Raw genomic sequence first — 25,424 nt, 5'->3', positions numbered from 1 at the left:
CATGGCAAAGCTTCGTAATCGCATCGAAGGTGTCGTCATTGGCCAGTTTCTTGGCTTTGACGGCGACAAGCCGCTGGTCGTTTTTCCCGGCAATCCCTGGGAAACCGCGTTGCCGGCACGCAGCTTGGCCTCCTTGAGTTCCGACATGATCGGACAGGAGGTCGCGCTGCTGTTCGAAGACGGCAATCCGCAAAAGCCGCTGATCGTCGGCCGTATCGTGGAGCCTGCCAAAAAGCCAACAGGAGCTCAGGTCTTTCGCGATGGCGAGCGTGTGCGGATCCATGCCGAGGAGCGGCTTGAACTGCGCTGTGGCAAGGCCACGATTCTGATGGAGGCGGACGGCCGCATCACTATCCGCGGCACCTATGTCGCCAGCCATGCGAGCGCGACCAACCGCATGCGCGGCGGGTCGATCAGCCTGAATTGAAGCTCAGATGGCGGGCGCGGCGAAATTGAACCGGCCGCCTATCGCGGCGCAAGAGCAGATCGTCCCCGATATCGTACGCCAGCACGTCGAGCAGGCCGCATTCCTCTGGGCGCAGCGCGACATGCTGGCGGCCCAGAAGCCGCCGGACGAGAAAGCCATCGTGGGTATCGACCGGCGACTGGAGGCTAATCTGGACGGCGTGCGCGTCGCCGGAGCTGCCGCTTGGCCATTCATCACCGCAGCCTATGATGACTTTCCCGAGAGGGGCGAACTGTTCGTCTATGGCTGGACGGCAATAGAACAGACGGATGGGCGACGTATTCTCGAAGCCGTGGAGCTGGGCCGCACACGGGACGACGAAGTGCACGGGCTGGTCGGCGCACTTGCATGGCATGACGCCAAGGCGATCGGACCGCTGGTGCGCAACTGGATCGCGTCCGAGGATGGGTTCAAGCGTTATCTCGCGGTTGCCGCATGCCTGGAACACGGCGTGGATCCCAAGGACGTCCTGGTCCGCCTTGTCCGCGATCCAGATATGCGCGTGTGCGCAACAAGCCTGCGCCTTGCCGGCAAGGCGAGGCGCGCCGACCTAGTGCGCGAGATCGCTGCCGCCCTGGAATCGCAATATGAGGCGGTACGCCTTTCCAGCGCCCTGGCGCTGAACGAACTCGGTCACGCCGCTCTGGCAAAGCCCGAACTGCACAAACAGGTCCTGGCTAACGGACCCGACGCGCTGATTGCCTTGCGCACCATTGTGAAGATCGGGCCGGACAAGGATGTCCGCGCCTGGATGGGCGGGTTGCTGAAGTCGCCTGACACCGCGTCGCTTGCCGTGCGCGGGGCCGGCATGCTGGGTGACCGCACGATCCTGAACTGGCTTATTCATCAGATGCGCAATCCTGCGCTCGCCGTGGCGGCGGGCGGCGCGTTGCTCGAGCTTTTTCCGGAGGCGCGCAACGCGGATCTCTTCACGCTCGAGCCCGCGGAAATCGGCCAGGCATTCGAGGACCATTTCGGAGATTTCGGCCCGAATGTGCCGGTGGCCGACAAGGTGGAGGCCTGGGGAAGAGCGGCTGCCCTGCTTGGCTGACTGAGCCGGGTCACGGTTACGAGGTTATGCGGACGTCCAGGCGCTCGGCGCGGCAAATCGATGGATCCAGTCCACTGTGCAGGCCCTCTCGGCGAACGGTCCTTCGAATTCGGTGATGTCCGTCAGCAATACCGGATCGAGGAGAGACCCGGCCGTGAAATAGGAGGCCAGTTCAGGTTCCCGGCGGTGTCGGTCACCCAGGATGGGCTTCTCCCCGAGCTGAAGCAGTGCGCCGGACCCGCAGGGCTTGAGCACCGTACCGGGTATCGTCTTCAACGACTGTCGCTGGCGCGCGAGTTTTGGATCGGCCAGGAACTTGGCGCCGATGAATGTGAGCCAGGAAATTGCCTTCATGCCGTTGTGCATGAACGGCAAAGCCGCGTTCAAATCCTCGACATCGACAGCCCAGTAGCGTTTCGCCCACGGGAAAATCTGGGCGAAAGCGGCTGCCTTGAAGTAGGGATCGTACAGGTGACAAAATCCGGCATGGCCGGACAGATATTGGATGTGTTTTCCCACTTCGTTGGCCAGGCTTGCCACCAGAGCCGGTGCCGTGTCCCAGGGAAAGAGAAACCGGTAGAAGGCGTGCTCCGGCTCGTTGGCCTGATGCGCGAGGCGGTATATGCAGGCGCTCCAGCTTTGCGAGAGCTTGCCGTCCCAGATGCGAAATTCCGTGCGCCATCCTCGGATGGTCCGATGACGGATCCGGTGCAGGAACGGAAAGGTTGCGCCATCCGAAAGCGGAGCGTTGATATAGTTGCCGGCAGGCAGCCTGCTGAAGCCGATATCGGGAGAGGCCTTAACCTTCGTCCAGACGTCTGCCGGCGCGTATTTTCGGTAGATATCGAGAACCGCCTCCCATTCAGGTACCGATAGGCGTTCTGCATAGATAGTGAGGTCGAGCCCGATCTCCAGCAGGGGAGAGTCGAGATCTCCGGGGGAAGGCAGTGTCAGGAGGGCGGGAGACGTCATCTGGAATCCCTGGTTACTCTTTGGGGTCCGGACCGGCGTCCGCCCCCTTCTCGTCCTTGATCCACTCGCGCACCTCGTCGTAATTGCTCTTGAGATATGCAGCCATGTCCTTATGTCGGGCCAATTCTCCCTCTTCGTAGGTGTATTCCACGACATCCATTTCGCCGTCGGCCCGGCGGGTGTCGATGTCGAGGTAAACGACAAAGGTGGTATCCGCGCCGCCGACGATCAGCAGATTATCCGGATTGTAAGGGTCTTCTCCCTCGCGCATCATTTTCTTGAAGCTTTTGACGCGGTCACGAATTTCCTCCTCATGGCGCTGTGCCAGGGACAAGAGGTCGGCTTCGTCCTCCAGGGCTATCCAGCCATCGTGCAGCAGCAGCATCTCGCGATAGCTTGGAGGCAGCGCGTAACCGAGGCTGCGTTCCAAGGCTTGTAGCTGCTGCTCGGAGGCAGGTGGCCCGAGGACTTGATCTGCTGATTGACCAAACGCCACCTGGTAGAACTCTTCCCGGGCCTGATATAGTTTCGAGACCAGAGCCTGTAGCCGTGCACGGATATCCTTGGCCATCGTTCCCATCCATCTATTTGCAGCAATCGAGCGTGACGCCCGTGTGTGCCTTGACCTTTTTCCCGTTCGCGTAGGTAAAATCGGTGGTCTTGAAGGCCCTCATCTTCGAACCAATCCATTCGTTCGGTTTTGACGGCATCATCCTAAGGTTCGCGAAGTCCTTGGTCGCACCGCCCACCTGAATTTCCTTCATGTGATCGGGGCTCATCCCCGGCAGGTTGGGTTTGGCTCCCTGATCCTTCCATCTGTCATGCGCGCATTTGTGGACGAAGTTGTCTTTGATGTCGTCGGGCTTGGCGGTGCCTTTGGGGGGGAGCTGGTCGGTCAGCGCCTTGCGATAGGCGTTGGCCCCCGCGTTGCCGAGCTTGCGCAAGCTTTTTCGCCCGCCCGACCGCGGCGCGTGCGAAGCCTGACGCCGAAAATCGCCTTGCTTGTTCATTGCCAGGCATTTGGCGCACATGCATTTTATGTCGCATTCACGCTTCTCTTTGTTCCGTTCCTCTTTGTAGTCGGAGCATTTGATAATCAGCGGATTGCTGCCGGCTTTGCATACGTCTGGGATAATGCCTGCCATACAGATCGTGTTGCCGTGGTTCATCTTCAGCTTGTCGCTGAACCGGCAGACGTTTGCCCCGTCCATCTTCACATCGAAGGAATACGTGATCCACGTCGCCTCCTTCATAAAAGTGCTCGACACGACGCCGCCCGCGGTTCCAGCCTCATCGCCCGAGCAGCGGCTGAGTTCAGAGCCCTTGATCGCGCAGGAGTTGCCGTCCGCCGTGACAGTTGTGGTGCCATTAGCCAGGTCGCTGGCGTTTGAAATGATGACGGGGTATGGGATAGGCACTGGTCCGCCGGGGCTGGGTGTCTTGCACACGTCGGGAGCCGTGCTCATCGCGAAGTCGGAGCTGCCCTTGTGGACGATTCCGTTCATCGTGCCGTTGACCTTGACCGTTACCGACATCAGCGCGCCTGTGCCTCCGTGCGGACGTGGACGAGAAACCCGCAGCGTTCGCCCGATTCCGAACTCGTGAATGCCGCCAGGACAGGTCCTGCGGCGTAGCGTTTCCTGGTGGCCGCCTCGGCCAGCATGAGCAGCAGCGGTCCGGAAGCCGCCCCCACATCGCCCCAGCAATCCGCCGGCGCCGTAAAGGCGTCGGGCGCGCGGAACAGCTCGGCCGCGCGGATGCTCGCAAAGCCAAACTCATCCGCACGGTAAGGCTCGCCATTCATGTCGCAATACAAATGGTCTACCTTGATTGCGGGCGGGTCGCCGGCCAGGATTCGAAACATCGCCAGCAGGCCTTCGCCGGTGCACACGGTATCGGTCTTGATCAGGTTGGTTTCGCGGGCGATGGCAACCGACATGAGCTCTAGCGCTGCTGAGAGTTGATATGTTTGCGCCGCGGCTGTGGTCGTCAGCAAAACAAACCCCGCGGCTTCACCGGGGATGAAACCATAGGGATTGTTCTCCGCCCCGGCCGAGTGAACCTGATCGTTTTCTTCCAGCCATTCCAACGTTTCCGGCTCCAGATAGGAATCGACGCTACCTGCCAGCGCGAACTCGCAGGCGCCCGACCGCACCGCCTGCCACGCCCTTTCGATCGCCATCGTTCCGGCAGCGTGCCCGGATTCGATGACGATGGTTTTTTCGATGTGGCACAGAGGAGCCAGTTCCTCGCGCAGCCGGTCGACGACGATGGTGGCCACGTCACTTTCGCGGCCCGGTCGGGCAGACGGCAAGCCGACGAATAGGGAAACCCGAAGTTCGCCGGCCCAAGGCGCTGATGAAGGTCCGACGGCCTCTACTGCGGCGGGCGCCGCCAGTTCCGCTAACCGGGCCGCCCCCCTCACATCTATGTCGAGGTATGGCGCCAGGGCCACGATCATGCTCTTGCCGGCAGTGTCCACCACGAAAGGATGTTCGCCGAAACCGGCAATACCGGCACGCACGGCGGCAGCTGTCGCCGCTGCTGTCATGCCAACGGCCGTTCGGGCTCCTGATCCGATAAGCGCCACTCTCACCGCCCTTAACCACCTTCTTCATCAGGATCGCGCCAACTCTCATCGATCCCGGATGGGACCGAGCGCGGGTGTGCGTTCGTCACCGACAACAGGCTCACGCGCGTCCGGTCTAGCCGCTGCACATTGGCATGCGCCGGCAGCGACGTTCGCCAGACCAGCACCACCCGCGGCACGTCCGGCTCGATTATGACGGTGTGTAGGGTCCCTCGGTGCGTGATGCGTGGCTTGCCCTTGATATCCGTCTCAAACCGGAAGGCGAGGCGAGGTAAAAGAAACGCCATCCGCCCGGCTGGCGTCAGGTTCAGCAATTCCACAGGCTCTCCCCCTCGGAAGAAATGTTTCGGTCGCTGGTCCTCGGGAGAGCAAAGAAAGAAGCGGTCATCCAGGTCGAACGGATAGAGCGGGAAGTGATTTTTCTGCCACGCTTCATCATAGGTGCCGGCGTGTTGGGCACGCTGGCGCCAATGCGCGGGGATCGGTCCGAAGCCGGCCGCCTTGCTGCCACCGTTAGAGCCCAAGGTTTCAATATTCGGAGCGATCTTGCCGGGCACGGGCACCAGTCCGGTCCCGACTGGGTTGTATTGATCGAAGTGGGGCCGCTCCGGATCCTTGACCGGATCGGGCTCGCACCCGCCATACGCGCGCTCGTAGACCAGCGGCATGCGCATGAAAGGCTGCGGCGATCCGACACTGACACCGGACACTGAGTGCTGGTAGACGCGATCCCCGGTGACTCGGAGAGATTTTTGCAGGTCACCTATTCTCAAACTCACGTCCACGGACGTCGCGGGTTTGTCCCCAACAGCGTAGGCATGGCCGCGCAGCAGCACGTCGGTCGTCGGTTTCGTCAGGTAGAAATCGGAATCGTACACCAGACTGCCGGCGCCCGGCCCGATGCCGAATTTGGGGGCCACGACCGGAGGCTCCTGTTCATCGGCGACAGCCGTTGTCCCATCCGGATTGACGCGCAGGCTGCATCGTACGGCGACCATCCAGACCTCGCCTCCGTCCCGGCCTCTGGTCCAGAGCCCGCTTGCTATGAACGGCGTATCGTTCTCGACCTGCCACATCAGCTGGTCTCCCAACTAGCGGCGAAGATCTGCTCCAGCGTCGATTGCGGCGCCTGCGGATCGACGTCGAAAATATCCGTATGCGCCGTCCACGCCACGAGGTTGTCGATGACATCGCTCTCGCCTTCGACAAGCGGAACCGGCATGGCGGCCACGGCCGAGTCGAGCTCGTCGGGCGTCAGCTCCCCGCGCTGCGCGGCAAAGGCTGCGCCCTCGATGCCATCGAACCAGCCATCGCAATAGGCCAGCTTCAGCGGCGCGTCCGGGAGCCTTGCGACGACGCTCAATGGAAATTGCCGGCCGACCCGGTCGGCGCTCTGCAGCACGATGCCAGCCGAGGCGCCGAACGAAGCGGGGCCGCTAAGGAAGCGCAGCGCCGTGCTTGCCGGCCAGGTCTCTACCCCGAACAGCGGCACGATGTGCTGCGCCAGCCAGCGGTCCCACACGCGCACGAAATCGCCCGGCAGCCGCCGCGTCACGAAATCGCCGGCGGTGGGCATCTTGCCGTAAAAGCCGGGCAGGATCAGATCTGTGGCGGACATGTGAACTTCTTGAACATTTCGAGCGTGTAGGGGTTCTCGACGCTGGCCGCCTTGAGCTCGAAATCGGCCCACATCCCCTTGGTGCCGAGCCGCAGGCTGTAGACGTCGGTGAGCTTGGTCGCGTTGAAGCGGCCGCCGCGCAGCATTCTCAGCCACGCCCAGCTGCCGGTCTCGTTGAGCATTAGCTCAGGCGAGCCGTCGACGGGCTGGAAGGCGAGCGAGATCACACCGGTGCCGTCCTTGCCGGGCCATGTCATCGGCTGCGGCCTTGTCGCGTTGTTGTAGTAGACGAGGTTCTGGCCATCGAGGTTGAGCGTCACCCGCGCCACGTTGGGCGACAGATCCTTCGGCTCCAGCGTAAAATTCATCACAGGGCCGGTGCCGCCGGGGAAGAGATCGTCGCGGATGTGGCGCGCCTGCTCGAAGGCCGCCAGCGCCGCCGGGTCCAGGCCGAAATCGGCGCGCCATTTCCACGGTTCGCTGGCGGTGTCGACGTAGTTGATCAGGTGGTCGTTGGTGAAGGCGTCGATCAGCCCGGTCGGCCCGAACAGGCGCTGGAAGTCGCGCACGTTGACGTCGACCGCGCTCTCCGGACTGAACGGATAGCGGTTGTTGAGCGCGGCCTGGCAGAAGGGCAGGATGTCCGCCCGCCAGATGGCGTTGAGCTCGTTGGTGACGGCTTTCTGCGACAGGCCGCTTGTGTCGCCGGCAATCCCGCCCAGCCAGTCGTTGATCGGCGAAGGAAGGATCTGCGCTTGTCTGGCAACCGCGCCTGTCAGTTCGGCGAGGCCGCCCTGCTTCTTGATGGCGTCCTGCGGGTCGGGATTGGCGGTCACGGTCTGCAGCACGTTGGACAGCGCCGTCAGCGCCACGACGGCGGCATCGAGCGCCGGCGGTTGGCCGTCGACCTGGGCGATCGTGCCCTTGAGCGGCTTGAAATGCTCGGCCACCAGGCTGCCGGTCATGTCGACCTGGTCGGCCGAGCCCGCGCGGGGCAGCAATTTCGCGCCGGTCTTCACCACCTTGCCCAGTTTGCCGAGCTTGCTGAGCAGCTTCGAGCCGGTCTTGGCGGCGCCGCCGCTCTTGTCGTCGGCCGCCGCGTCGTCCGAACGGGTCAGGTCGGTCTCCTGCACCACCGCGGTCAGCAGGCGCTTCAGCGCGGAGTCGGCGCTGGAAAGATCCTTGAGGTTCTCGCTGGCGACGTTGAGGTCGGTCAGCGGCGCCAGCCGCATGTCGCGCAGGAACGAATCCCACTGCGCGATATAGTCGTCGTAATAGAGCTTCAGGATGTCTTCCGACAGCGCCGAGACCGACGTCTCCGAATTCTCCGAGCAGCCGCCGGCAAACACGGCGCGGTCGAGCGCCGCCTGTCCGGCGACATCCTCGACCCGGTCGAGGATCGCGTCGTGGAAGCCGGCATAGGTGTAGGGGCCCGGCACACCCACACGCAGCGTTTTGTCGGAACGGCGCGCGAACACCTTGGCGCCGTTCGGCCCGGCAAAATTGGCCGGCACCCATTCCTTGACCGCCGCCACTTCCGTGTCGGCCAGAAGCTGCTTATAGGCGCGCTCCGGCAGCGAGATCGTGCACACCGTCTTCAGCGCCTCGGCGACCAGTTCCTTGTCCGGCGCGATGTAGCTGTCGTCGACGGCCATGCGGCGGATCGCGGCAAGCTGGTGCTCTTCGGCGTCGGCGGTTGGGAAGGGGGCGGCAGGCGCGAATTGCGGCAGGCTGTTCACCCACCAGTTCTGGACGAAATCGGTGTCCATCTGCGACAGGCCGGTCATCATGCGGTAGGTCTTCAGCGCGCCGAGCATGAAGTCCGGATCGCGGATCTGCCGCCACATCGTGGCTTCCAGCAGCGCGACCATATGCGGCTCCAGCACGTTGCGCAGCGCATGGTCGTAGGTATCGGTCTGCGCGCGCACCAGCTCGGCCGATGCGGTCGGGCCGAGCAGGTTGTGGATCGCGTCCGGCGGTGCGGTGCGGGCCGTCGCCACCGCGTCCATCGCCGCCAGCGCGCCGTCCATGGTCGGCTGCTCGACCGCGGCCGGCATGGCGGCGACGTCCGTGAGCGGCGCCTGCAGCGCCTCGAATTGGCCGGCCTGCTCGGTGATCGCATTGCGGTTGTCGAGATAGGACCAGGTGAACAGTCCGCCGGCGAGCAAGGCGGCGAGCGCGCAGGCGGCGGCGGCTCCGCGCCAGATCCAGGCGCGGCGGCGCTGCGCCAGCGGATCGAACGTGCCGAGGCCGGCTTCCTTGAAAATCACTTCGGTGAGCAGGTTCCTGAGGAAGAAGCTGCGTTTCTCGACGCGCGCCGCCGGCATGGCGCGGCGCGGCGGCAGTCCGAAGGATGAGGAAAGGGCGGCGGTCAGCCGGTCGATCGGCGCGCCTTCCTGCGTCGCCGAGGTCAGATAGAGGCCGCGCAGCCAGGCGGCCTCCTCGTAGCGGCTTTCGCCGAACATCGACTCGACCAGCACCTGGATCGGCTCGGAGAGGCTCGCGAGCTGCGCCGGGAAACGGAAGATCTCGGCGCGCTGGCCGAGCTTGTCCTCGTCCTCGAGCCGCGGCACCAGCCGCCGCTCCAGCTCGGAGGCCAGCCTGGCGAGTTCCGTCTGGATCGTGCCGGGGTCGACACGTGCGTCGAGCGGAAAAGTGGTTCCCCACACCTGTTCGCGCGCGGTTGTCGACAGGCCGCCGAAAAAGGCCTCGAAGCCTTTGATCAGGTCGGCCTTGGTCAGCATCAGGTAGACGGGCAGGCGAATCTCCAGCCGATCGTTGAGCTCCGCCAGCCGGCGGCGGATTTTTCTGCCATGCGCCTTGATCGCCTCGTCGCCCTCCGACAGCGCGTCGATCGACAGCGCGACGATGACGCCGTTGAGCGCGCGGCGGCCCCGATGCTTCTTCAGGAGGTCGAGGAAGCCCAGCCATTCCGTCGCGTCGACGTCCGGCTGGCTTTCCTGCTGGACGTAGCGGCCCGCCGTGTCGATCAACACCGCGTTCTCGGAGAAGAACCAGTCGCAGTTGCGCGTGCCGCCGACGCCCTGCAGATCGTCGGTGAGGTCGATCGGGAAATTGAGCCCGGATTGACGCAATGCCGTTGTTTTGCCCGTCGCCGGCGGCCCGACGATCACATACCAGGGCATCTCGCGCAGGAATTTTCTGCCGCCGAGCTTGCGCCGCTTGAGCTCGGCCATCACCTCGCCGAACTTGGCGCCGACGGCCGCGACGCTCTCCTCGCCGGGTGTGAGCTGCTTTTCGGCCACCGGCGCCGCGATCTCGGCGACGAACATGCGGTTGGCGCGGATCGCGCGGCGTTGCGCGACGATCAGCCAGATCAGCCACAGGATGATCAGCCCGGCGATGATGGCGATGCGCACATTGTCGGATTCGAACGGCGCGTAAGGGCCGACCTGCACGATCGGGCCGAACACCCAGATCAACAGCGAAAGCAGCGCGATGCCGATCAGCGTCCATAGGAATCGCGAGGTGATGACGGCCCAGAGGAAGCGCAGGATGAACATCTCAGAGCCTCTTCTCGACCAGAACCTCGACGCGGCGGTTGAGCGCGCGGCCTTCGCGCGTCGAGTTGTCGGCCACCGGATCGGTTTCGGCGCGACCCTCGGAAGAGATGCTCTCTTGCGGCACGCCGGCCTGCACCAGAAGCTTGGCTATGGTTTCGGCGCGCGCTTCCGACAGACGCTGATTGCTGGCAAACGGATTGGACTTTTGCAGGCGCACATTGTCGGTATGGCCGACGACGGTGATTTTCCCGATCAGCTCCTTGTTGTCCAGGATCACCTTGGCGATCGCTGCGATCAGCGGCTCGTACCCTTCCGTCAGCGTCGGCCGGGAGGACTGGAAGAGCTCGGGATTGGAGGACTGGACGATCAGCTTGGCCAGCGAGACGCTCTCCGTGCCGCTCAGCGCCCCCTTGAGGTTGTCCGGCGCTTCGGCCTTGAATTCGGGCAGCAGCGCGAAATCGACGGGCTGCGGCGGTTCGGGCGCATCTTGCTGTGGCGCGGCGCGGGTGACGTCGCCGCGCGAGGCCGGCGGCAGCGTGCGCACCAGCGCCGAGAGCTCGACCGCCTGGCTGCTCAGGCCCATCGACAGGCCGATATAGGCGGCCGCGGCGACGACGATCGCCGCAAGCGCCATCACCCAGATCGGAACGATGAAGCGCTGCGGCTCGTCGGAAGCGATCACGCCTTTCCAGTTCGGCGACAGTGGCGCGTCCTCCGCGTCCGCGTTGCGCAGGAAGCGCGCCGCCGCCACGCGCACGGCATTGAGCGAACGGTCGCCGGCGCGGCCGGGCACGCGATACTTGCCGCGGAAGCCGAGCGCGAGGCAATAATATTGCAGCTCCAGCATTTCCCGGTCGCGGTTGGGATGGCGCTCCAGCTCGTCGAGCCGCGTGAAGAACTGTGTGCCGGCATCGACGTCGCCGCGCAGCATGACCACCAGCGGTTGGCGCGGCCAGGCGCTGGCGCCGCCCCATGGCGTGTTGAGCGCGAGATCGTCGAGCAGCGCCGCTACCGCCCATGCGGCCTGGTCGGCGCGCTCCAGCGATGAACCGGCCGCAACCGTTGCATCGCGGGCCCGCACCAGCTCGTCGAGCAGGCGCGTGCGCATGACTTCCGGGTTCTCCGGCGCCAGCGCGCTTTCGAGCTCGGGCGCGAATTCAAGCAGCGGCGCGAAGATGTTAATGAGCATATTGGGATGGGAGCGCGCCCGTTTGACCGGCGCGCCCGGCGCCAGCGGCGCCATCGGCCGGGGCGCCGCGCCGGTCAGCCGGATGCGGGTGCGCTCGCGATCCTCCGACAGTCCGAAAGGATCATCCCGGCTCATGGCCTCACCTGTTCACCGAATAGCAGTCGACCTGCGGCTCGCTCGGCAGCACACCGGAAACGCCGATGACGAAGCCGGGGGCGTCGAGCAGCGAGGCCCAATGCTCGCTCTTCTGGTCGAGCTCCAGGCACAGCCGGTCGCCGTCATAAGGGATCTCGCGCGGCTGCGAATGAAGCGGTTTCAGCGGAATGCCCGGCAGGCGAGACTTCCACAGGCCTTCGAACTGGTCGGCGGATCCGACCGTCGCCTGGTTGACGAAGATCTTGCGCAGCGCGTCTTCCGAAAGCTCGGAGCCGACGCGGATGACGATGCGGCTGGCGACCAAAAGCTTCGGGTTGTCGATGCGCACCTTCCAGACATTGGTCGCGTGCCGCATGACCGGCAGCGCGCGCGATTTCGGCTCGATGTAGCGCAGGCTGAGGACGAGCGAACGCAACGCGTCGGCCAGCGCCATATAGGCGGGGCCGGGCGCCATGTGATCGTAGGCCGGCAGTTCGCCGAGCCGCCTGGAGCTCGAGCCGTAGGTGGCCATCTCGCCGGCGAGGCCGGCAAGCTCAAGATAAAGCTCGGCCGGATGGAAGACATCCTGGGCCAGCATATGGGCAAGGCGTGGCCGCGCGGCGTTGGCGAGGTGCAGCATCAAAAGGTCCTCGACGCTGCGCCCGGCCCCGCCCATCACCATCTTGCCATGCGCCTCGGCGATCTGGTCGAGGCCGGTGACGACCTCCTGCAGCAATTGCCGATACCAGTGGACGGCGCCGGTGATCAGCGTCGGCGGCAGGAAGGACTGGTCGAGCGAGACGCCGCCATCGGCGCGCACGCCTTTGATGTCGGCGACCGGCAGCGCCGTATAGCCGCCGACCGATTTGCCGGGCGCCAGCAGCACCGCTTGCGGCCGCGCGATCTCGATCTCCTCCGGATCGGCGCCGCCCTGCACGGCATCGCGCACCGCAACGATCTTGCCGTGGTAGCGCGCGCCCGTCGATGCGGAATGCGCCGGATCGAAGCCGACGCCGCCGGGTGGCTCGAGCGGCAACGCCACCAGCACCGGCCCGGCGCCGGTGTCGGCGGTGACCGGCAGCGGCTTCGGCGCGTCCATCAGTTCCGGGATGGAGAAGGGCGTACCGTCCGGGAAGATGCCCCGGGCGGACACGATCGACACCTGGCCGGCGTCGAGCAGCGACTGGTCGAGCGTCAGCTGCTGGAAGCCGAACGTATGGAGCTGGCCGGCCTGCAAGGCGCCGCGCACCATCCCCTCGAAGAACCGGTCCTGCTGCTGGAAATGCTGGGTCCTGAGGAACAGGCCCTCCGACCACAGCACCCTGTTTGCGTCGCTCATGCCATTGCTCTCTGCACTGCCTGCCGCCTGGTTGCCACGTTGCTAAGCGGAGATGCCGCCCTTGCCGAGGCTGACGTTGATTGTGAATTTCGAGCCCGGCGACACCGACTTGGTCGTGCGCCAGTTGCGTCCGCCAGGCTCGCGGATCAGCGCCACGAAGCCGAGCGCGGTGGCGTTCGGCTCGACCGTGATGGTCTTGGCCGCCGTCTTGCCCGGCGCAACCGAGATCGTATCGGAGCCGATGAGGTCGGCCCCGAGCGCCGAGCCCGCATCGCCCTGCAGCGCGAAATAGTCGGCCGAGTTGAACTTGCCGGTGCTGGCAAGCCGCATCACCAGCACCGTCACCGGCCGGTCGCCGCCGCCCGGTCCCGGATTCATGCCGGCGCCGCCGGTCACGTTGACGGAGATGACCGATGGTTTCGGCGGGCCGCTCTGGCAAGCCGAAAGCAGCCCCGTGGCGCCGATGGCAATGATGAATTCGCGTCTGTCGATCATGTCCCTACTCCTCTTCATATGCATCCCTGAAGTCTGCGCCGATCTCGCCCAGGAAGCTCGATTCCGCGCTCTGTGCGATGTCGCGATGGCGTTTCTGGTAAAGTTCCCACAGCTTGGCATTGCGCCCCCCGGCGAGCAGATTGCCGATCGCGGAATTGGACTTGAGCTCTTCTTCGATCGCGGCCGGATCGAAACGGTCGATCATGCGCCGCAGCGCCGCCTGCACGCCGCGCCAGGCGCGCACGTGATGCTGCGCGAGATCCTTGACCGCGTCGCCGATCGCCGCCTCGCCGGAGAGAAAGCCGGGGCTGCGTTCCGCGATGATGGTGACGATGACATCCTCGACCGTCGGCAGGAATTTGAGCGGGTTGACCTCGGAGGCGCCGACCATGGTCTGGGCGACACGCGCGCTTCCCTTCTCTTCGGCGCGCTTGCGCAGGAGCTGCATCAGGCCATCGAGCATCAGCCGGTATTCCCGCCCGAACTTTTCCATTTCGGCAATCGCATCGCGCCCGGGAAAATCGGCCTCCTCGACGCCCATGCCGCGCAGGAACGCGGCGCGCAACGCCATGTCGCTGGACGCCGGTTGCGCCGGACGCGATGGCTTGGGCACGGGAACAGGGCGAGGTGGTGGCGCTGAGGGGTCGGCCGCCTGCGCCGGTATCTCCCATGGACGGGCGGCCTTCGGCTTCTCGGCGGGCCGCCCGCTGCGACCGGTTGCGTCGGCGCTGCTGCCGGAAGCGGGCGTCGCGGCTGGTCCGAAGCTGAAATCGTCGAAGCCGGACGGTTTCGGCTCGGGCTCGGACATATCGTTGCGCGATGGCATCTCGCCGAAGCCGAAGGGGTCCGCCCGGGCAGCGTCAGGTTCTTCGCTCGAGGCCGGCGTCGCCACCGGATCGAGGCTGAACGGATCGTCGAAAGCGGGCGAGCTGCGTTGGCTCGAGGCGCGATCGTAAGCCCTGGGCACAGGCTGCTCGAACGGATCGGGCAGTCCGGCCGGGCGCGGCCGCTGCGGCTCTTCTTCGACCTTGGCCGAGAAGAAGTCGTCGCCGCCGATGCTGGGTGGCGTCCGCGATTGCGGCGGCGACCATGCCGGCGCGGCGTTGGAGATCGGCGCCTGACCGATCGAGGTGTGGCCAGCGCTGGGTTGAACCTCGACATGGAGCACATAGTCGCCCAGGCGCAGCCGCATGCCGCTTTGCAGGCGCGTCGACCTGCCGGTGCCGAGCGGGCTGTCGGAATCGTCGATGAACAATCCGCTGCTCGACGTGTCGGTGACGTAATAGCCGTCGCGGCCGCCGCTGATCTTGCAGTGGGCGCGTGAAACGAACATGTCCGGATCGTCGATCTGCCAGCCGGCATCGGCGCTGCGGCCGATCACCAGTTCGCCTTCGTCCAGCCGAGTCTGCCTGACCGCCTGCGAGCGCGGGCCTTGTTCCAGGGTCAGCAGCAGGCTCATGCGGCTGCCTCCGCCATTTCCGGTCGCCAGCCGACGATGGTGCGCAACCTGAGATCGTCGGCGTCCCCCCTTTCGGCGGGCCGTGAAAGCCAGGAGGTTCGGCCGAGCTGGATGGTTCCCATCTTCGGCGAAGGCACGGCTTCACGCGCGAGCACGATGCGCAGATCGACATCGAGCGCTTCGCCGATCATGTCGCGCACTGCCTTCTTGAACAGGGCAAGGCGCCGTTCTCCGGGCAGGAAGGACTTGAAGTCGTCGAGACTCAGTGGTCCGACGCGCAATTCGATCCGGCTCTGCCGGCTGAAGACGCGCGGCCCGATCGTCGCGCCGCCGCCGAGCGTCGCATAGGCCTTGCCGATACGGCTCTGCAGGGCCGCCGGAATGGTGATCCAGGCGGCGACGAATTCCTTGATCCGCACCGGCACCTTGAAGGCGGTGGCGAGAAACAGCGTCAGCCGCTCCGCACCGTCGACTTGGTTTGCCAGCGATCCGGCCTGGCGCAGCCGCACCGTGTCGAGCTCGGGATCCTGCGTGCCGGGAAGGCCGATCCCGGCCATGGCTTCCAGCATGGCGCGGACGCGCCCGCCGACCGAACGTTCGACCTGCACCGCCGGATGCGCGTCCGCCCATGCGCGGTAGTAGAGCGCGATCATGCGATGCTGCAGGATGTTGACGAAGTCGACGAAGGTCGTGTCGCTGGTCTGCTCGGCATCGGCGCCGGTGAACCAGCGCTGCGACAGCCGGTCGAGCACCCAGCGTGTCAGATGCAGCGGCATCGGCCCTTCCGGCCCGAGCAGGCCGAGATTGGCGACGGTCACCCGCGCCGGAGCCTTTTCGCCCACATCCTGGAATTTGATCACGTCCCGCGCCGAGAAGCTCAGGCGCACATGCTGGCCGATCCTTGCCGGCTCACGGTCCGCGGTTCCGGAATGCCCGAACAAGCCACGCCGCTGCTCCAGGCGGCGCAGCAGCTCGAAGAAATCGTACCCCTCCGACAGCGGCTCCGCTTCGGTTGGGGCCAGCCGCGCTAGATCAGGTAGCGATTGCCGGGCGTCATCGGCCATGGCACATCCTCCTGCTTCTGCAGCAACCGCGTACGCGTCCGCACGAAACCATTTATCCCGGCGTGGCGGGCGAACAACCGCGCAAGCAGGGCCGAAAGCAGCAGCGTGCTCTGGCCCGCCAGCACCGACTGGTCGACATGCAGCGTCACCTCGGTGCCGCGCCCGAAACACATCGGCCCGTCGATCTTGAGCCGCTCGATCACCGGCCGCGAGTCGATGCGGGTGATCGAATGCACGTTGCGGGCAAGGCTCGGATCGCCGCGATCGGCGTAGAGGTCGAGCAAGGCATGCAGCGGATCGACGCCGCGACCTTCCTTGGCGAGGCTGAGGAAATTGAGCGAGAGCTGCGCCACCAGCCGCCAGGCGAGATTGTCGGCGCGGGATTCGCCTTCGGCGCCGGCCGGGAGCGCTGCCGGCATCGCCGGCTGCGGCGGCCGCAGCGCGCCGAGCAGCCGTACCGCTTCCACCGGATCGGCGGTCTCCAGCGTCAGCGCCGGCGTATCGTCCAGGATCGGCAGGTCGCGGTTGGTGCAGAGCGCCATCACGTCGAGCCGTTTCAGCGGCCGGTTGGGCTGGCTTCCTGCCGGACGCGAGACGGCGAGGAACACGTCGTCGCCTGTGTAAGAGGTGCGGGTCAGGCCGTCGCGCCGCTCGTCCTCCGTGGCCCGGCGGGGGCGCCGCTCCGTCGAATAGACCCAGCCGCTGCCGCGGTTCTGCCCCAGGCTGAACAATTCCGGAATTATCGCCTCGCTGCCTTCAGCGTCGGCGTCTTCCACCCGGGTGACCCGAAAGATCTCGAAGTCCCGTGCCCGGGTGCGGTCGGCATGCAGCACCTGGCGCGTCCGGCGCGGGTCGATCTCGATGACATTGCACTCGCGTTCGAAGAGATTGATGATCGGCGTTGCGAACAGCTCGAAATCGGCCACCGCCACATCGGCGAGTTCCGGCACCGGACGCCGGAACAGGAAGATGATCTCTATTGCCCCATCGCACTTGCGCACCACTGGCTGCAGGCCGGCGACGCGCACATAGTGGAAGCGCTCGGGGATCAGGAAATATTCGCGCAGCAGCCGGTATCCCTCGAAGGTCGGGCGCGTGCGCGGCATCAGCGCTTCGTCGTCGTGGATGCCGATCATTTCGGGCTCGGGCAGCGCCGTGAGCGGATTGGTCTTGCCTTCCGCCCGCGCGCCGACGGCCGAGCAGGCACCGAAGATCGCGTCGAAGATGAGCGGCGCCTTGGTGCGCCCGGCGAAGTGGAGATCGAGCCGGTCGAGCGACAATTCGCTGAGCTTGCCCTTCCCGGTCCGGGTAAGCGCGATGCGGAATGCCGCTTCGCCGCGCACGCCGCCGACCGGCGCGATGCCGGCGGCGGCCAGCGCGCTGCGGTCCTGGAAATAGCTGACCGAATTGATCGCGATCGGCCACAGCGTGACCTCTTGTGCGGTGGTGAAGGTCGAGCGCGTCGAGAGCCCGGGATGCAGGCCGGAAACCAGCCGCGTGCCGCGCGCCACGGCATGGCCGGCGATCATCGACTGCACCTGCTGTCCGGGTTTCAGCACGGCCATCGCCGTCGCCGGCGCCGGCGTCACCAGGTCCGGATAGAGCACGTCGAGCACGGCGCGCGAAAAGCGCGAGCGCTCGGCGTCGACCTTGAGCCGCGTGCGCGCGGCAAGAAAGGCGACGCCGTCGAGCAGCCGTTCGACGTAGGGATCGGGGCAGGGAACGGTGTCGAGGGAAAGGTTGCGGGCGACCGCCGGATGCATGTCGGCGAATTCCGCGGCCAGCGCGCGGATATGGGTCAGTTCCTCCTCGTAATACTCCACGAAGACCCGATCCATCTCAGGTCTCCCGGAATTCGGTTCGCGCCAGGCCGTTGTCGAGATTGATCGTGGTGCGCAGCCGCATGCGTTCCGGCGTCGGCGTCATGATCAGCACGGCGTCGATCTCGATCTTGAGGCCGACGGTCTTGTCGCCAAGCGTGACGTTGACGGTCGTAGCGCTTTCCTTGAGGCGCGGCTCGAAAGTGGCGAGCACCGCGCGGATCTCGCGCGCCAGCGTGTCGCGGTCGAAATCCCGCGACGAGCGGCCGGAAAACGACGGCACGCCATAGTTGACGACGCTGCGGCGCACCTCCGGAAAGTCGGCGAGCGGCGGCAGCTCATCCAAAGGCTGTTCGTGCTCGGCGTCGGAGAGCATCGGCACGGACTCGAAACGCTCGGTGTTGAACAAGGCCTCGATGTCGCGCCGCACCGCTTCCCTGAGCACCCGCGCCGACACCACCACGCCGCGGCTTTCGATCTCGGTGCGATGCTCGGTCTGGAAGACCAGTCTGTGCAGTCGTCGTTTCTGCTCGGATGTCAGTTCGGCATCGGCATCGATGACGCGCGCGCTGCCGGCAAGAAGAGCCTCGACGCGCTCGGCGCCGAGTTCTTCTTCCAGCAGACGGCGCAGCCCGTCGATCTCCGACGTCAGCCCGGGCAAGTCGTTGACGAGGCGGTCCCAGAGGGAGGGCTGGACCGCCTCGCGCTTTGCCCGCGAGCTGCCGGCAAGCTGCGCTTTCGCGCCAGGCCGCTTGGCCTCACTTGCCGACATAGACGTCCATTTCGATCTCGTCGTCCTTGTCGTAGACGAACTTGATCTTCTTGTAGGCGAAGCTGACTTCTTCCTCGATCAGGTCCGCCTCGTCGTGAGCCTGCCGCATGTCGTATTCCATGACGGAGGCGTCGGTGAGCGTCACGACCAGATAGTCGCTGGTCTCGCCGTCAATGGTGCGGCGGGCCGAAAACACCACTTCGTCCAGCGCCTTGTTCTCGAACAGCGCCTTCTTCAAGTAGGGCGACGACTTGTCGTAGTGCTTGAAGAATTTGATCATTCCCATCGACACGCGGCCGCGCCGCGACAGCGAATTGGGATCGTAGGGCGCGATCATCTTGTAATCGACGCCATGGATCTCGATTTCGTCCTCATGGCCGTCGCGCTTGCTCGGGCCCTTGATATCCGGGACTTTCAGGAAGCCGTCGATCTTCATCGAAGGCGCATCGGCTCTATCAGGCATTGTCTTTCTCCACCGCTTTCAAACGAAACAAGATGACTGCGATTTCAGCCCTTCACTGACGGCAATTCCGACACCAGACGGAGCGAGGCGTTGATGCCTTCCAGCTGGTAGTGCGGACGCAGATAGAAACGGGCATTGTAGTAACCGGGCCGGCCTTCGACGCTGTCGACCTGGACCTCGGCCGCGGCAAGCGGGCGCTTGGCGCGCGCCTTGTCGTCGGCAAAGGCAGGGTTGGCCAGCACGTACCGGTTGATCCATTCGGTCAACCAGGTCTCCATGTCGGTGCGTTCCTTGAACGAGCCGATCTTGTCGCGCGCGATCGCCTTGAGGTAGTGCGCGAAGCGCGAGACCGGGAAGAGGTAGGGCAAGTTGGCGCTCAGCCGTTCGTTCGACTGGGCGTCGGGGTCGACCAGACGCCCGGCGCGCGTCTCGTCATCCTGCAGCGAATGCGCGCCGATGAAGGCCGCGAGATCGGTGTTCTTGCGGTGCAGGATCGGCATCAGGCCGAGCTTCGCCAGCTCCGCCTCGCGCCGGTCGTCGATGGCGACTTCCGTCGGGCATTTCATCGCGATCGACCCGTCGTCGGTTGGGAAGGCGTGCACCGGCAGGTTGAGCACCGTGCCGCCGTTCTCGACGCCGCGGATCTGCGTTCCCCAGCCATAGAGCTTGTGGCTGCGGTTGATGTTCACGCCCATCGGGAAGGCGGCATTCATCCAGACATATTTGTTGTGGTCGCCGCCCACCTCTTCCTCGAAGGTGAAGCCCTTCACCGGAACCGTCTCGGAGCCGTAGGGCAGGCGCGCCAGCACGCGCGGCATGGTAAGGCCGATATAGCGTGCGTCCTCGCTTTCGCGCAGCGATTGCCATGAGGCATAGGCCGGGTTGTTCACGATCATCTGCAGGTCCTGCGGGTTCGGCAGTTCCTGCCAGCTGTCCATGCGGAACAGCCGTGGCGAGGCGGCTGCGATGAACGGCGTATGCGCCGAGGCGCAGACGCCGGAAATGTTGCGCAGCAGCCCGACGTCGCGCGGATGGTTGGAGAATTCATAGGCGCCGATGATGCAGCCGATCGGCTCGCCGCCCAGCATCGAATACTCGTCCGTGTAGACCTTCTTGAAGATCGGGCTCTGGTCCCACATCTGGCCTTCATAATCTTCGAGCGTGTCGGCCAGCTGCTCCTTGGAGATGTTCATCACCCGGATCTTCAGCTTGGTGTCCGTCTCGGTGTTGTTGATCAGGTACCAGAGGCCGCGCCACGTGCCTTCCATCTCGCGCACTTCCGGCGCGTGCAGGATCTCGTTGACCTGCGTCGTCAGCATCTTGTCGATGCCGGCGATCAGCGACTTGATCGACTTGATCGCATTGGACGAGATGGTCGTGCTCTCGGAGCGCGATTGCGCGGCAAGCGCCAGGTTGCGCACCAATTGCTGCAGCTTCTCGCTGTCGTCCTTCTTGACCTTGAAATCCTTTTCAAGGAGGCCGCTGAATTCGCCAAGATCGATGGCTTCCGCCTCGGCGGTGGCGGGTGCGGTCTTTTGCTGTTCGGCCATGACTTACTCCTCGCCCTTGCCGTCATCCATCGCCTGGCTGGCGATCTTGCTCAGCAGCGGCTCGTTGTTCAGAAGCTGCGCTATGCGCTTTTCCGCGTCGACGCGGCCGTCCATGAAGCCAAGCAACTCCTCGAGCTGACGGCGCATCTTCAGGATTTCGGCCAGTTGCGGGACCTGCTCGGCGACCTTGTCCGGCGCGAAGTCGCCCATCTTGGAGAAGGTGAGATCGACCATGAGCTCTTCGTCCCGCTCCTGGCCCTCGGCCTGTGGCAGGGTGTTCTTCACCCGCGCCTTCACCCGCGGCCCCATCGCTTCCATGAATTTCGGGAAGCGGTTGGCGTCGGTTTCGACGAAGTTGCGGTCAAGCACCGACTTCGACGCTTCCTTGGTCTGCGAAGCGCCCGAAAGGTCGGCCATCACGGCCATGACGAACGGCAGTTCGATCGTCGTCGGGCTGCCGTAGGTTTCAACATCGTAGGCGATCTGCACGCGCGGCGCGCGGTTTCTTTCGATGACCTTCGCTTTGCTCTCTGCTGGCATGCTTTTCTACCTTTCATCCTTCTGGGCCGGCTTCTTGGGATCGGGGACGCCGGCAAGCTGCCGGAACTCCTTCAGCCCCGACGGGGCGAGATCTTCCATCAGTTCCACGAAATCCATGTGCACCATCCGGCGCACGCGCCGGGCGAGATGCGGGATGGGGCTGGACGGTTCGGTGCGGTCGTAGAAGGCGACCACGAGGTCGAGGCATTTGACGACCTCGTCGCGCGAGTTGATCCGGTCCGGCAGACCGGCGCTCGCGTCCACAGGGCTTGCCACACTTGCCATCGTCTCGGCTCCATGACCGTTGCGGGCGGGCATCGCTGGTTCCGCCGCCGCCTGCGGAGCGGGCTTTGCGGCGCCGTTCGCCGTGGCGCCGCCACTGGAATTCCGCTCCAGCGTCGTCAGCAAACGCTGCAGGAACTTCTTCAATTCCGGGACGGTGGCGCCATGGCCTTCGATGCGGGCGTTGAGTGCGGTGTCCACCGCCTCGAGCGCGGCGATCGCGGCACGCGCGTCGGCCAGCAGCGACGTCATCACATCCGCTGCTTGATCGATTTGCGCCGCGCATCCGGTGCGCACGCGGTTCAACAGCTGGTTGTGGCCGCTCGTCAGCGCCGCCTTTTCGGCGGTCCCGAGGCCAGAGGCTGCTTCCTGGAGCATGACGCGTTCGTCGAGCGCAGCCTGTTCCAGGTCCCGGCCGCTGATCGGCCCGATCGCGCGCGGGGAGAAGAAGGCCACCTGCCTGAGGTTCGCCAGCAAGCCTTCTTGGCCGTTTTGCAGATCGAGCAGCGCGTTGATGCGGCGTAAGGCAGCTTCGCGTGGCGCGCCCGTCCGCAGCGACGGGTGCATCGTGTCCCAGTACTGCTCGAAGGTTCGCGCAATCAACGTCAGCCCTTGGGCGAGGCCGGCCAGCCCTTCCTCGTTGGCCAAGGCCCGCGCGACGATGACCAGCAGGCGCAGGTCCCGGCCGCGGGTGCGCAACTCTTCGGCTCTTTCGAGCACCGCCGCCCAGTCGACTGGACTGGACTGCGACGCGGGCTTGCTGTTGCCGTCATGGACAACTTTGAGCTGAGGCTCGGTCAAGCGCTCCAGCTCATGAAAGGCCGGGTCGTTGCGCAAGTCCTCCCCCGACGGATTCTCACCGTTCAGAGGATTCAGCCAGAGTGCGAGATCAATCACACCAACCCCCAGCCAGCGGCCCTGAGACCCCTATGTGACGCAACGTTATCACCGGCCTCACGCGACGACAATTGAGCACCTGCGCAAAAACTAACGGAAGCTAAACGCGACCGTTCTTTCTTTGGCCAAACCCATTGCGCGATTGTCGGACCCGGTATGTGAAATGGCTCGCATAGCCCGGGCAGCAATCCGGTGTTTGTTGCAGCGAGTTTGCAAGGCTTGTGTAACCGGGCGGTGCCGCCCGGATGGATTCAAAAACCTTATCCGCCACGCGGCTTTGTCAAGCAGCAGCTTATATGGCAGGGTACGGTCGGCAGGTTGCGGGAGCAGGTTCGATGGAACAGCGCCGGTCATCGCAGAGTTTCAAGCGTAAGGAACTGGTTGCCAAGCTCAACGCCACGGGGGTGCGCGCCTTCAAGGCCGCGGCCGACACGGCCAAGCTGCGCGGCAATCCTTATGTCGAGCTTGTCCATTTCATCCAGCAACTGGTGCTGTCAGAGCGCTCGGATGTGCAGATGATCGTCGCCGACGCCGGTATCGATGCCAGCCGGCTGACGGCCGACATGACCCGCGCCATCGACAAGCTGCCCTACGGCGCCACCTCGGTGGAGGAATTCTCCGACCACATCTTCCACGCCATCCAGGAAGGCTGGAACCTGGCGACGCTGGAGTTCGGCGTGGAAGAGGTGCGCAGCGCCCATATCCTGCTTGCCTGCCTGAAGACGCCGGTGCTGGAAGGCCTGGTGTCCAAGATCAGCGCCGAATTCGACAAGATCGACGCCGACGGTGTCGTTTCCCGCTTCGCCGACGTCACCGAAGGCTCTCTCGAAGCCGGCTCACCGCCCGCCGCGGCCGCTACCGAGACGCCGATGAAGCGCGGTCCGGGCGGGGATTCGGCGCTGGCGAAATACGCAACCGACCTCACCCAACGCGCCCGCGACGGCAAGATCGACCCTGTCGTCGGCCGCGATCCGGAGATCAGGCAGATCGTCGATATCCTGATGCGACGCCGGCAAAACAACCCGATCCTGACCGGCGAGGCGGGCGTCGGCAAAACAGCGGCGGTCGAGGGTTTTGCATTGCGCATCGCCCAGGGCGACGTGCCACCGACATTGCAGAACGTCAGCGTGCGCATGCTCGATGTCGGGCTGATGCAGGCGGGCGCCAGCGTCAAGGGCGAGTTCGAAAAGCGGCTGAAGGCGGTCATCGACGAGGTCCAGGCCTCCGAGGTGCCGATCATCCTGTTCATCGACGAGGCGCACACGCTGATCGGCGCCGGCGGCGCGGCCGGCACCGGTGACGCCGCCAATCTGTTGAAGCCGGCATTGGCGCGTGGCGAGCTTCGTACCATCGCCGCCACGACCTGGGCCGAATACAAGCAGCACATCGAGAAGGACCCGGCGCTGACCCGCCGTTTCCAGGTGGTCAAGATCGACGAGCCCTCGGAAGCCGTGGCCGTGCTGATGCTGCGCGGCGTTGCCGGCGTCCTGGAGCAGCACCACAAGGTGCAGATCCTGGACGAGGCGATCGAGGCGGCCGTCTCGCTTTCGCATCGCTATATCCCGGCCAGGCAACTGCCGGACAAGGCCGTCAGCCTGCTCGACACCGCCTGCGCGCGCGTCGCGGTCTCACAACATGCGACGCCGGCCGAGGTCGAGGACATCCTGCGCCGCCGCCAGGCGCTCGAGGTAGAGAGCGGCATCATCGGCCGCGAGGCGGCGATCGGCATCGATGTCGCCGACCGGCAGGCTCGTGTCGAAGCCGGACTGGCGGAAACCGAGACCAGTCTGGCCGCTGCCCAGGCGCGCTGGGACCGGGAAAAGGCGTTGGTGAGCGAAATCCTCGACCTGCGCGCCAAGCTGCGCGGCGAGGGCGTGCCGCTCGACGAGGCTGCGGTTGAAGAGGCCGCCGCGGAGACGGGGAGCGCCGAGGGCGCGGCAAAGGCGCCCGAGCAAAAGGCGCCCGAGAGCAAGGCTGGCGAGAGCAAGGCCGGCGACGGCAAGGCTGCCGGTTCGAAGAAGGCCAAGTCCTCGAAAGCCAAGGTTGCGAAGGCCGAAACGGCTTCCGCCGAGCCGGCTGATGAAGCCGCCGCCGATCTCGCGCGGCTGCGCGAACTGATGGCCGAGCTTGCCGACGCGCAGGGCGAGACGCCGCTGATCCTGCCGTCGGTCGACCGCAATGCGGTTGCCGCCGTGGTCCAGGATTGGACCGGCATCCCGACCGGACGCATGCTATCCAGCCAGACCGAGAAGGCGCTGAAGCTCGCAGCGACCCTGTCCGAGCGCGTGGTTGGCCAGGACCACGCTATGGAAATGATCGCCAAGCGCGTCCAGACCAGCCGCGCCGGCCTTGGCGCGCCGGAAAAACCGGTCGGCGTGTTCCTGCTTTGCGGCCCCTCCGGCGTCGGCAAGACCGAAACCGCGCTGGCGCTGGCCGAGACGCTTTACGGCGGCGAGCAGAACCTGATCTCGATCAACATGTCCGAATTCCAGGAAGCGCACACCGTCTCGACGCTGAAGGGCGCGCCGCCCGGCTACGTCGGCTACGGCAAGGGCGGCATCCTGACCGAGGCGGTGCGCAGGAAACCCTATTCGGTGATCCTGCTCGACGAGGTCGAGAAGGCGCATCCGGACGTGCACGAGATCTTCTTCCAGGTCTTCGACAAGGGCATGATGGATGACAGCGAGGGCCGGCGCATCGACTTCAAGAACACGCTGATCCTGCTGACCTCGAATGTCGGCTCCGACGTCATCATGGACCGCACCAGGAACGGCACGGTGCGCACCGGCATCGACGATCTCGACACCGCGCTGCGCGCCCCGCTGCTGAAGGTCTTCCCGGCCGCCTTCCTCGGCCGGGTGGTGACCATTCCCTACTATCCGCTCTCGGATGCGATGATCGAGGCGATCGCCAGGCACCAGTTCGGCAAGATCGCCAAGCGCCTCAAGGCAACCAACGATGCCGAGCTGGTCATCGGCGACGGCGTGATGGACCTGGTCAAGGCGCGCTGCACCGAGATCGAGTCCGGCGGGCGCATGATCGACGCCATCCTCACCAACACGCTGCTGCCGGAACTCAGCCGCGGCGTGCTCAACCGCTCGCTCGAGGGCAAGAAGATGGCGAAAGTCACCGTCGGCGCGTCGCCGGAAGGATTTACCTACTCGTTCGAATAGGCCTTCATGGCGAGTGAAGCCGCCC

General features: G+C 65.1%; 21 protein-coding genes. 3 read left to right on the top strand and 18 right to left on the bottom strand.

Features of this window, described 5'->3' with window-relative positions; translation table 11 throughout:
* The first annotated feature begins 1 nt into the window (after position 1).
* Entirely contained in the window at positions 2-427 is a 426-nt protein-coding gene (locus FJ430_RS30730; RefSeq protein WP_140706188.1) for a DUF6484 domain-containing protein, read from the top strand.
* Between the two features lie 7 nt (positions 428-434).
* Positions 435-1,517, top strand: a complete 1,083-nt coding sequence (locus FJ430_RS30725) for a HEAT repeat domain-containing protein (protein ID WP_140706186.1) — start codon at positions 435-437, stop codon at positions 1,515-1,517.
* A gap of 24 nt (positions 1,518-1,541) precedes the next feature.
* Here FJ430_RS30725 and FJ430_RS30720 read toward each other — a convergent pair whose 3' ends face one another.
* The 18 genes from FJ430_RS30720 to tssA form a co-directional block, all read right to left on the bottom strand.
* Complete coding sequence (locus FJ430_RS30720) at positions 1,542-2,489, bottom strand: type VI immunity family protein (protein ID WP_181175421.1); 948 nt, start codon at positions 2,487-2,489, stop codon at positions 1,542-1,544.
* 13 nt (positions 2,490-2,502) lie between these two features.
* Positions 2,503-3,060, bottom strand: coding sequence for an SMI1/KNR4 family protein (locus FJ430_RS30715; RefSeq protein WP_181175419.1), 558 nt, complete (start codon positions 3,058-3,060; stop codon positions 2,503-2,505).
* A gap of 13 nt (positions 3,061-3,073) precedes the next feature.
* Positions 3,074-4,024 carry a DUF4150 domain-containing protein gene (locus FJ430_RS30710; RefSeq protein ID WP_140706179.1) on the bottom strand — a complete coding sequence of 317 codons (951 nt, stop codon included), beginning with the start codon at positions 4,022-4,024 and terminating at the stop codon, positions 3,074-3,076.
* Complete coding sequence (locus FJ430_RS30705) at positions 4,024-5,040, bottom strand: beta-ketoacyl synthase N-terminal-like domain-containing protein (protein WP_140706177.1); 1,017 nt, start codon at positions 5,038-5,040, stop codon at positions 4,024-4,026. Before FJ430_RS30705 ends, FJ430_RS30710 begins: the two co-directional genes overlap by 1 nt.
* Before the next feature lie 50 nt (positions 5,041-5,090).
* Positions 5,091-6,155, bottom strand: coding sequence for a DUF2169 domain-containing protein (locus FJ430_RS30700; protein WP_140706175.1), 1,065 nt, complete (start codon positions 6,153-6,155; stop codon positions 5,091-5,093).
* Positions 6,155-6,697 carry a type VI secretion system-associated protein TagF gene (gene tagF / locus FJ430_RS30695; protein ID WP_181175418.1) on the bottom strand — a complete coding sequence of 181 codons (543 nt, stop codon included), beginning with the start codon at positions 6,695-6,697 and terminating at the stop codon, positions 6,155-6,157. The genes FJ430_RS30700 and tagF overlap by 1 nt, the downstream gene beginning before the upstream one ends.
* Positions 6,679-10,221 carry a type VI secretion system membrane subunit TssM gene (tssM, locus tag FJ430_RS30690; RefSeq protein ID WP_140706173.1) on the bottom strand — a complete coding sequence of 1,181 codons (3,543 nt, stop codon included), beginning with the start codon at positions 10,219-10,221 and terminating at the stop codon, positions 6,679-6,681. Before tssM ends, tagF begins: the two co-directional genes overlap by 19 nt.
* 1 nt (position 10,222) lies before the next feature.
* Complete coding sequence (gene tssL, locus FJ430_RS30685) at positions 10,223-11,545, bottom strand: type VI secretion system protein TssL, long form (RefSeq protein ID WP_140706171.1); 1,323 nt, start codon at positions 11,543-11,545, stop codon at positions 10,223-10,225.
* Between the two features lie 4 nt (positions 11,546-11,549).
* Positions 11,550-12,884: a type VI secretion system baseplate subunit TssK gene (gene tssK, locus FJ430_RS30680; RefSeq protein ID WP_140706169.1), complete on the bottom strand. Its 1,335-nt coding sequence runs from the start codon at positions 12,882-12,884 to the stop codon at positions 11,550-11,552.
* 42 nt (positions 12,885-12,926) lie between these two features.
* Positions 12,927-13,379: a type VI secretion system lipoprotein TssJ gene (gene tssJ, locus FJ430_RS30675; protein ID WP_140706167.1), complete on the bottom strand. Its 453-nt coding sequence runs from the start codon at positions 13,377-13,379 to the stop codon at positions 12,927-12,929.
* A 4-nt stretch (positions 13,380-13,383) separates the two neighbouring features.
* A complete protein-coding gene (gene tagH / locus FJ430_RS30670) occupies positions 13,384-14,838 on the bottom strand; it encodes a type VI secretion system-associated FHA domain protein TagH (RefSeq protein ID WP_140706165.1) in 1,455 nt (484 codons plus the stop codon).
* Positions 14,835-15,902, bottom strand: coding sequence for a type VI secretion system baseplate subunit TssG (gene tssG / locus FJ430_RS30665; RefSeq protein ID WP_140706163.1), 1,068 nt, complete (start codon positions 15,900-15,902; stop codon positions 14,835-14,837). Before tssG ends, tagH begins: the two co-directional genes overlap by 4 nt.
* Positions 15,866-17,740, bottom strand: coding sequence for a type VI secretion system baseplate subunit TssF (tssF, locus tag FJ430_RS30660; RefSeq protein WP_140706161.1), 1,875 nt, complete (start codon positions 17,738-17,740; stop codon positions 15,866-15,868). The genes tssG and tssF overlap by 37 nt, the downstream gene beginning before the upstream one ends.
* A gap of 1 nt (position 17,741) precedes the next feature.
* Positions 17,742-18,494, bottom strand: coding sequence for a type VI secretion system baseplate subunit TssE (gene tssE / locus FJ430_RS30655; RefSeq protein WP_140706159.1), 753 nt, complete (start codon positions 18,492-18,494; stop codon positions 17,742-17,744).
* Positions 18,481-18,930: an Hcp family type VI secretion system effector gene (locus FJ430_RS30650; protein WP_181166839.1), complete on the bottom strand. Its 450-nt coding sequence runs from the start codon at positions 18,928-18,930 to the stop codon at positions 18,481-18,483. Before FJ430_RS30650 ends, tssE begins: the two co-directional genes overlap by 14 nt.
* Before the next feature lie 71 nt (positions 18,931-19,001).
* Positions 19,002-20,507 carry a type VI secretion system contractile sheath large subunit gene (tssC, locus tag FJ430_RS30645; protein ID WP_140706157.1) on the bottom strand — a complete coding sequence of 502 codons (1,506 nt, stop codon included), beginning with the start codon at positions 20,505-20,507 and terminating at the stop codon, positions 19,002-19,004.
* Positions 20,508-20,510: 3 nt separating this feature from the next.
* On the bottom strand, positions 20,511-21,047 hold the full coding sequence (gene tssB, locus FJ430_RS30640) for a type VI secretion system contractile sheath small subunit (protein WP_140643156.1): 537 nt from the start codon (positions 21,045-21,047) through the stop codon (positions 20,511-20,513).
* A 6-nt stretch (positions 21,048-21,053) separates the two neighbouring features.
* Positions 21,054-22,226: a type VI secretion system protein TssA gene (gene tssA, locus FJ430_RS30635; RefSeq protein ID WP_140706155.1), complete on the bottom strand. Its 1,173-nt coding sequence runs from the start codon at positions 22,224-22,226 to the stop codon at positions 21,054-21,056.
* Between the two features lie 335 nt (positions 22,227-22,561).
* Here tssA and tssH point away from each other — a divergent pair, with 335 nt between their 5' ends.
* A complete protein-coding gene (gene tssH, locus FJ430_RS30630) occupies positions 22,562-25,399 on the top strand; it encodes a type VI secretion system ATPase TssH (RefSeq protein ID WP_140706153.1) in 2,838 nt (945 codons plus the stop codon).
* Positions 25,400-25,424: the final 25 nt, after the last annotated feature.

The sequence above is a fragment of the Mesorhizobium sp. B2-8-5 genome (genome assembly GCF_006440675.2).
GTDB lineage: Bacteria > Pseudomonadota > Alphaproteobacteria > Rhizobiales > Rhizobiaceae > Mesorhizobium.
This window is presented reverse-complemented; position numbering and strand designations above follow the sequence as displayed.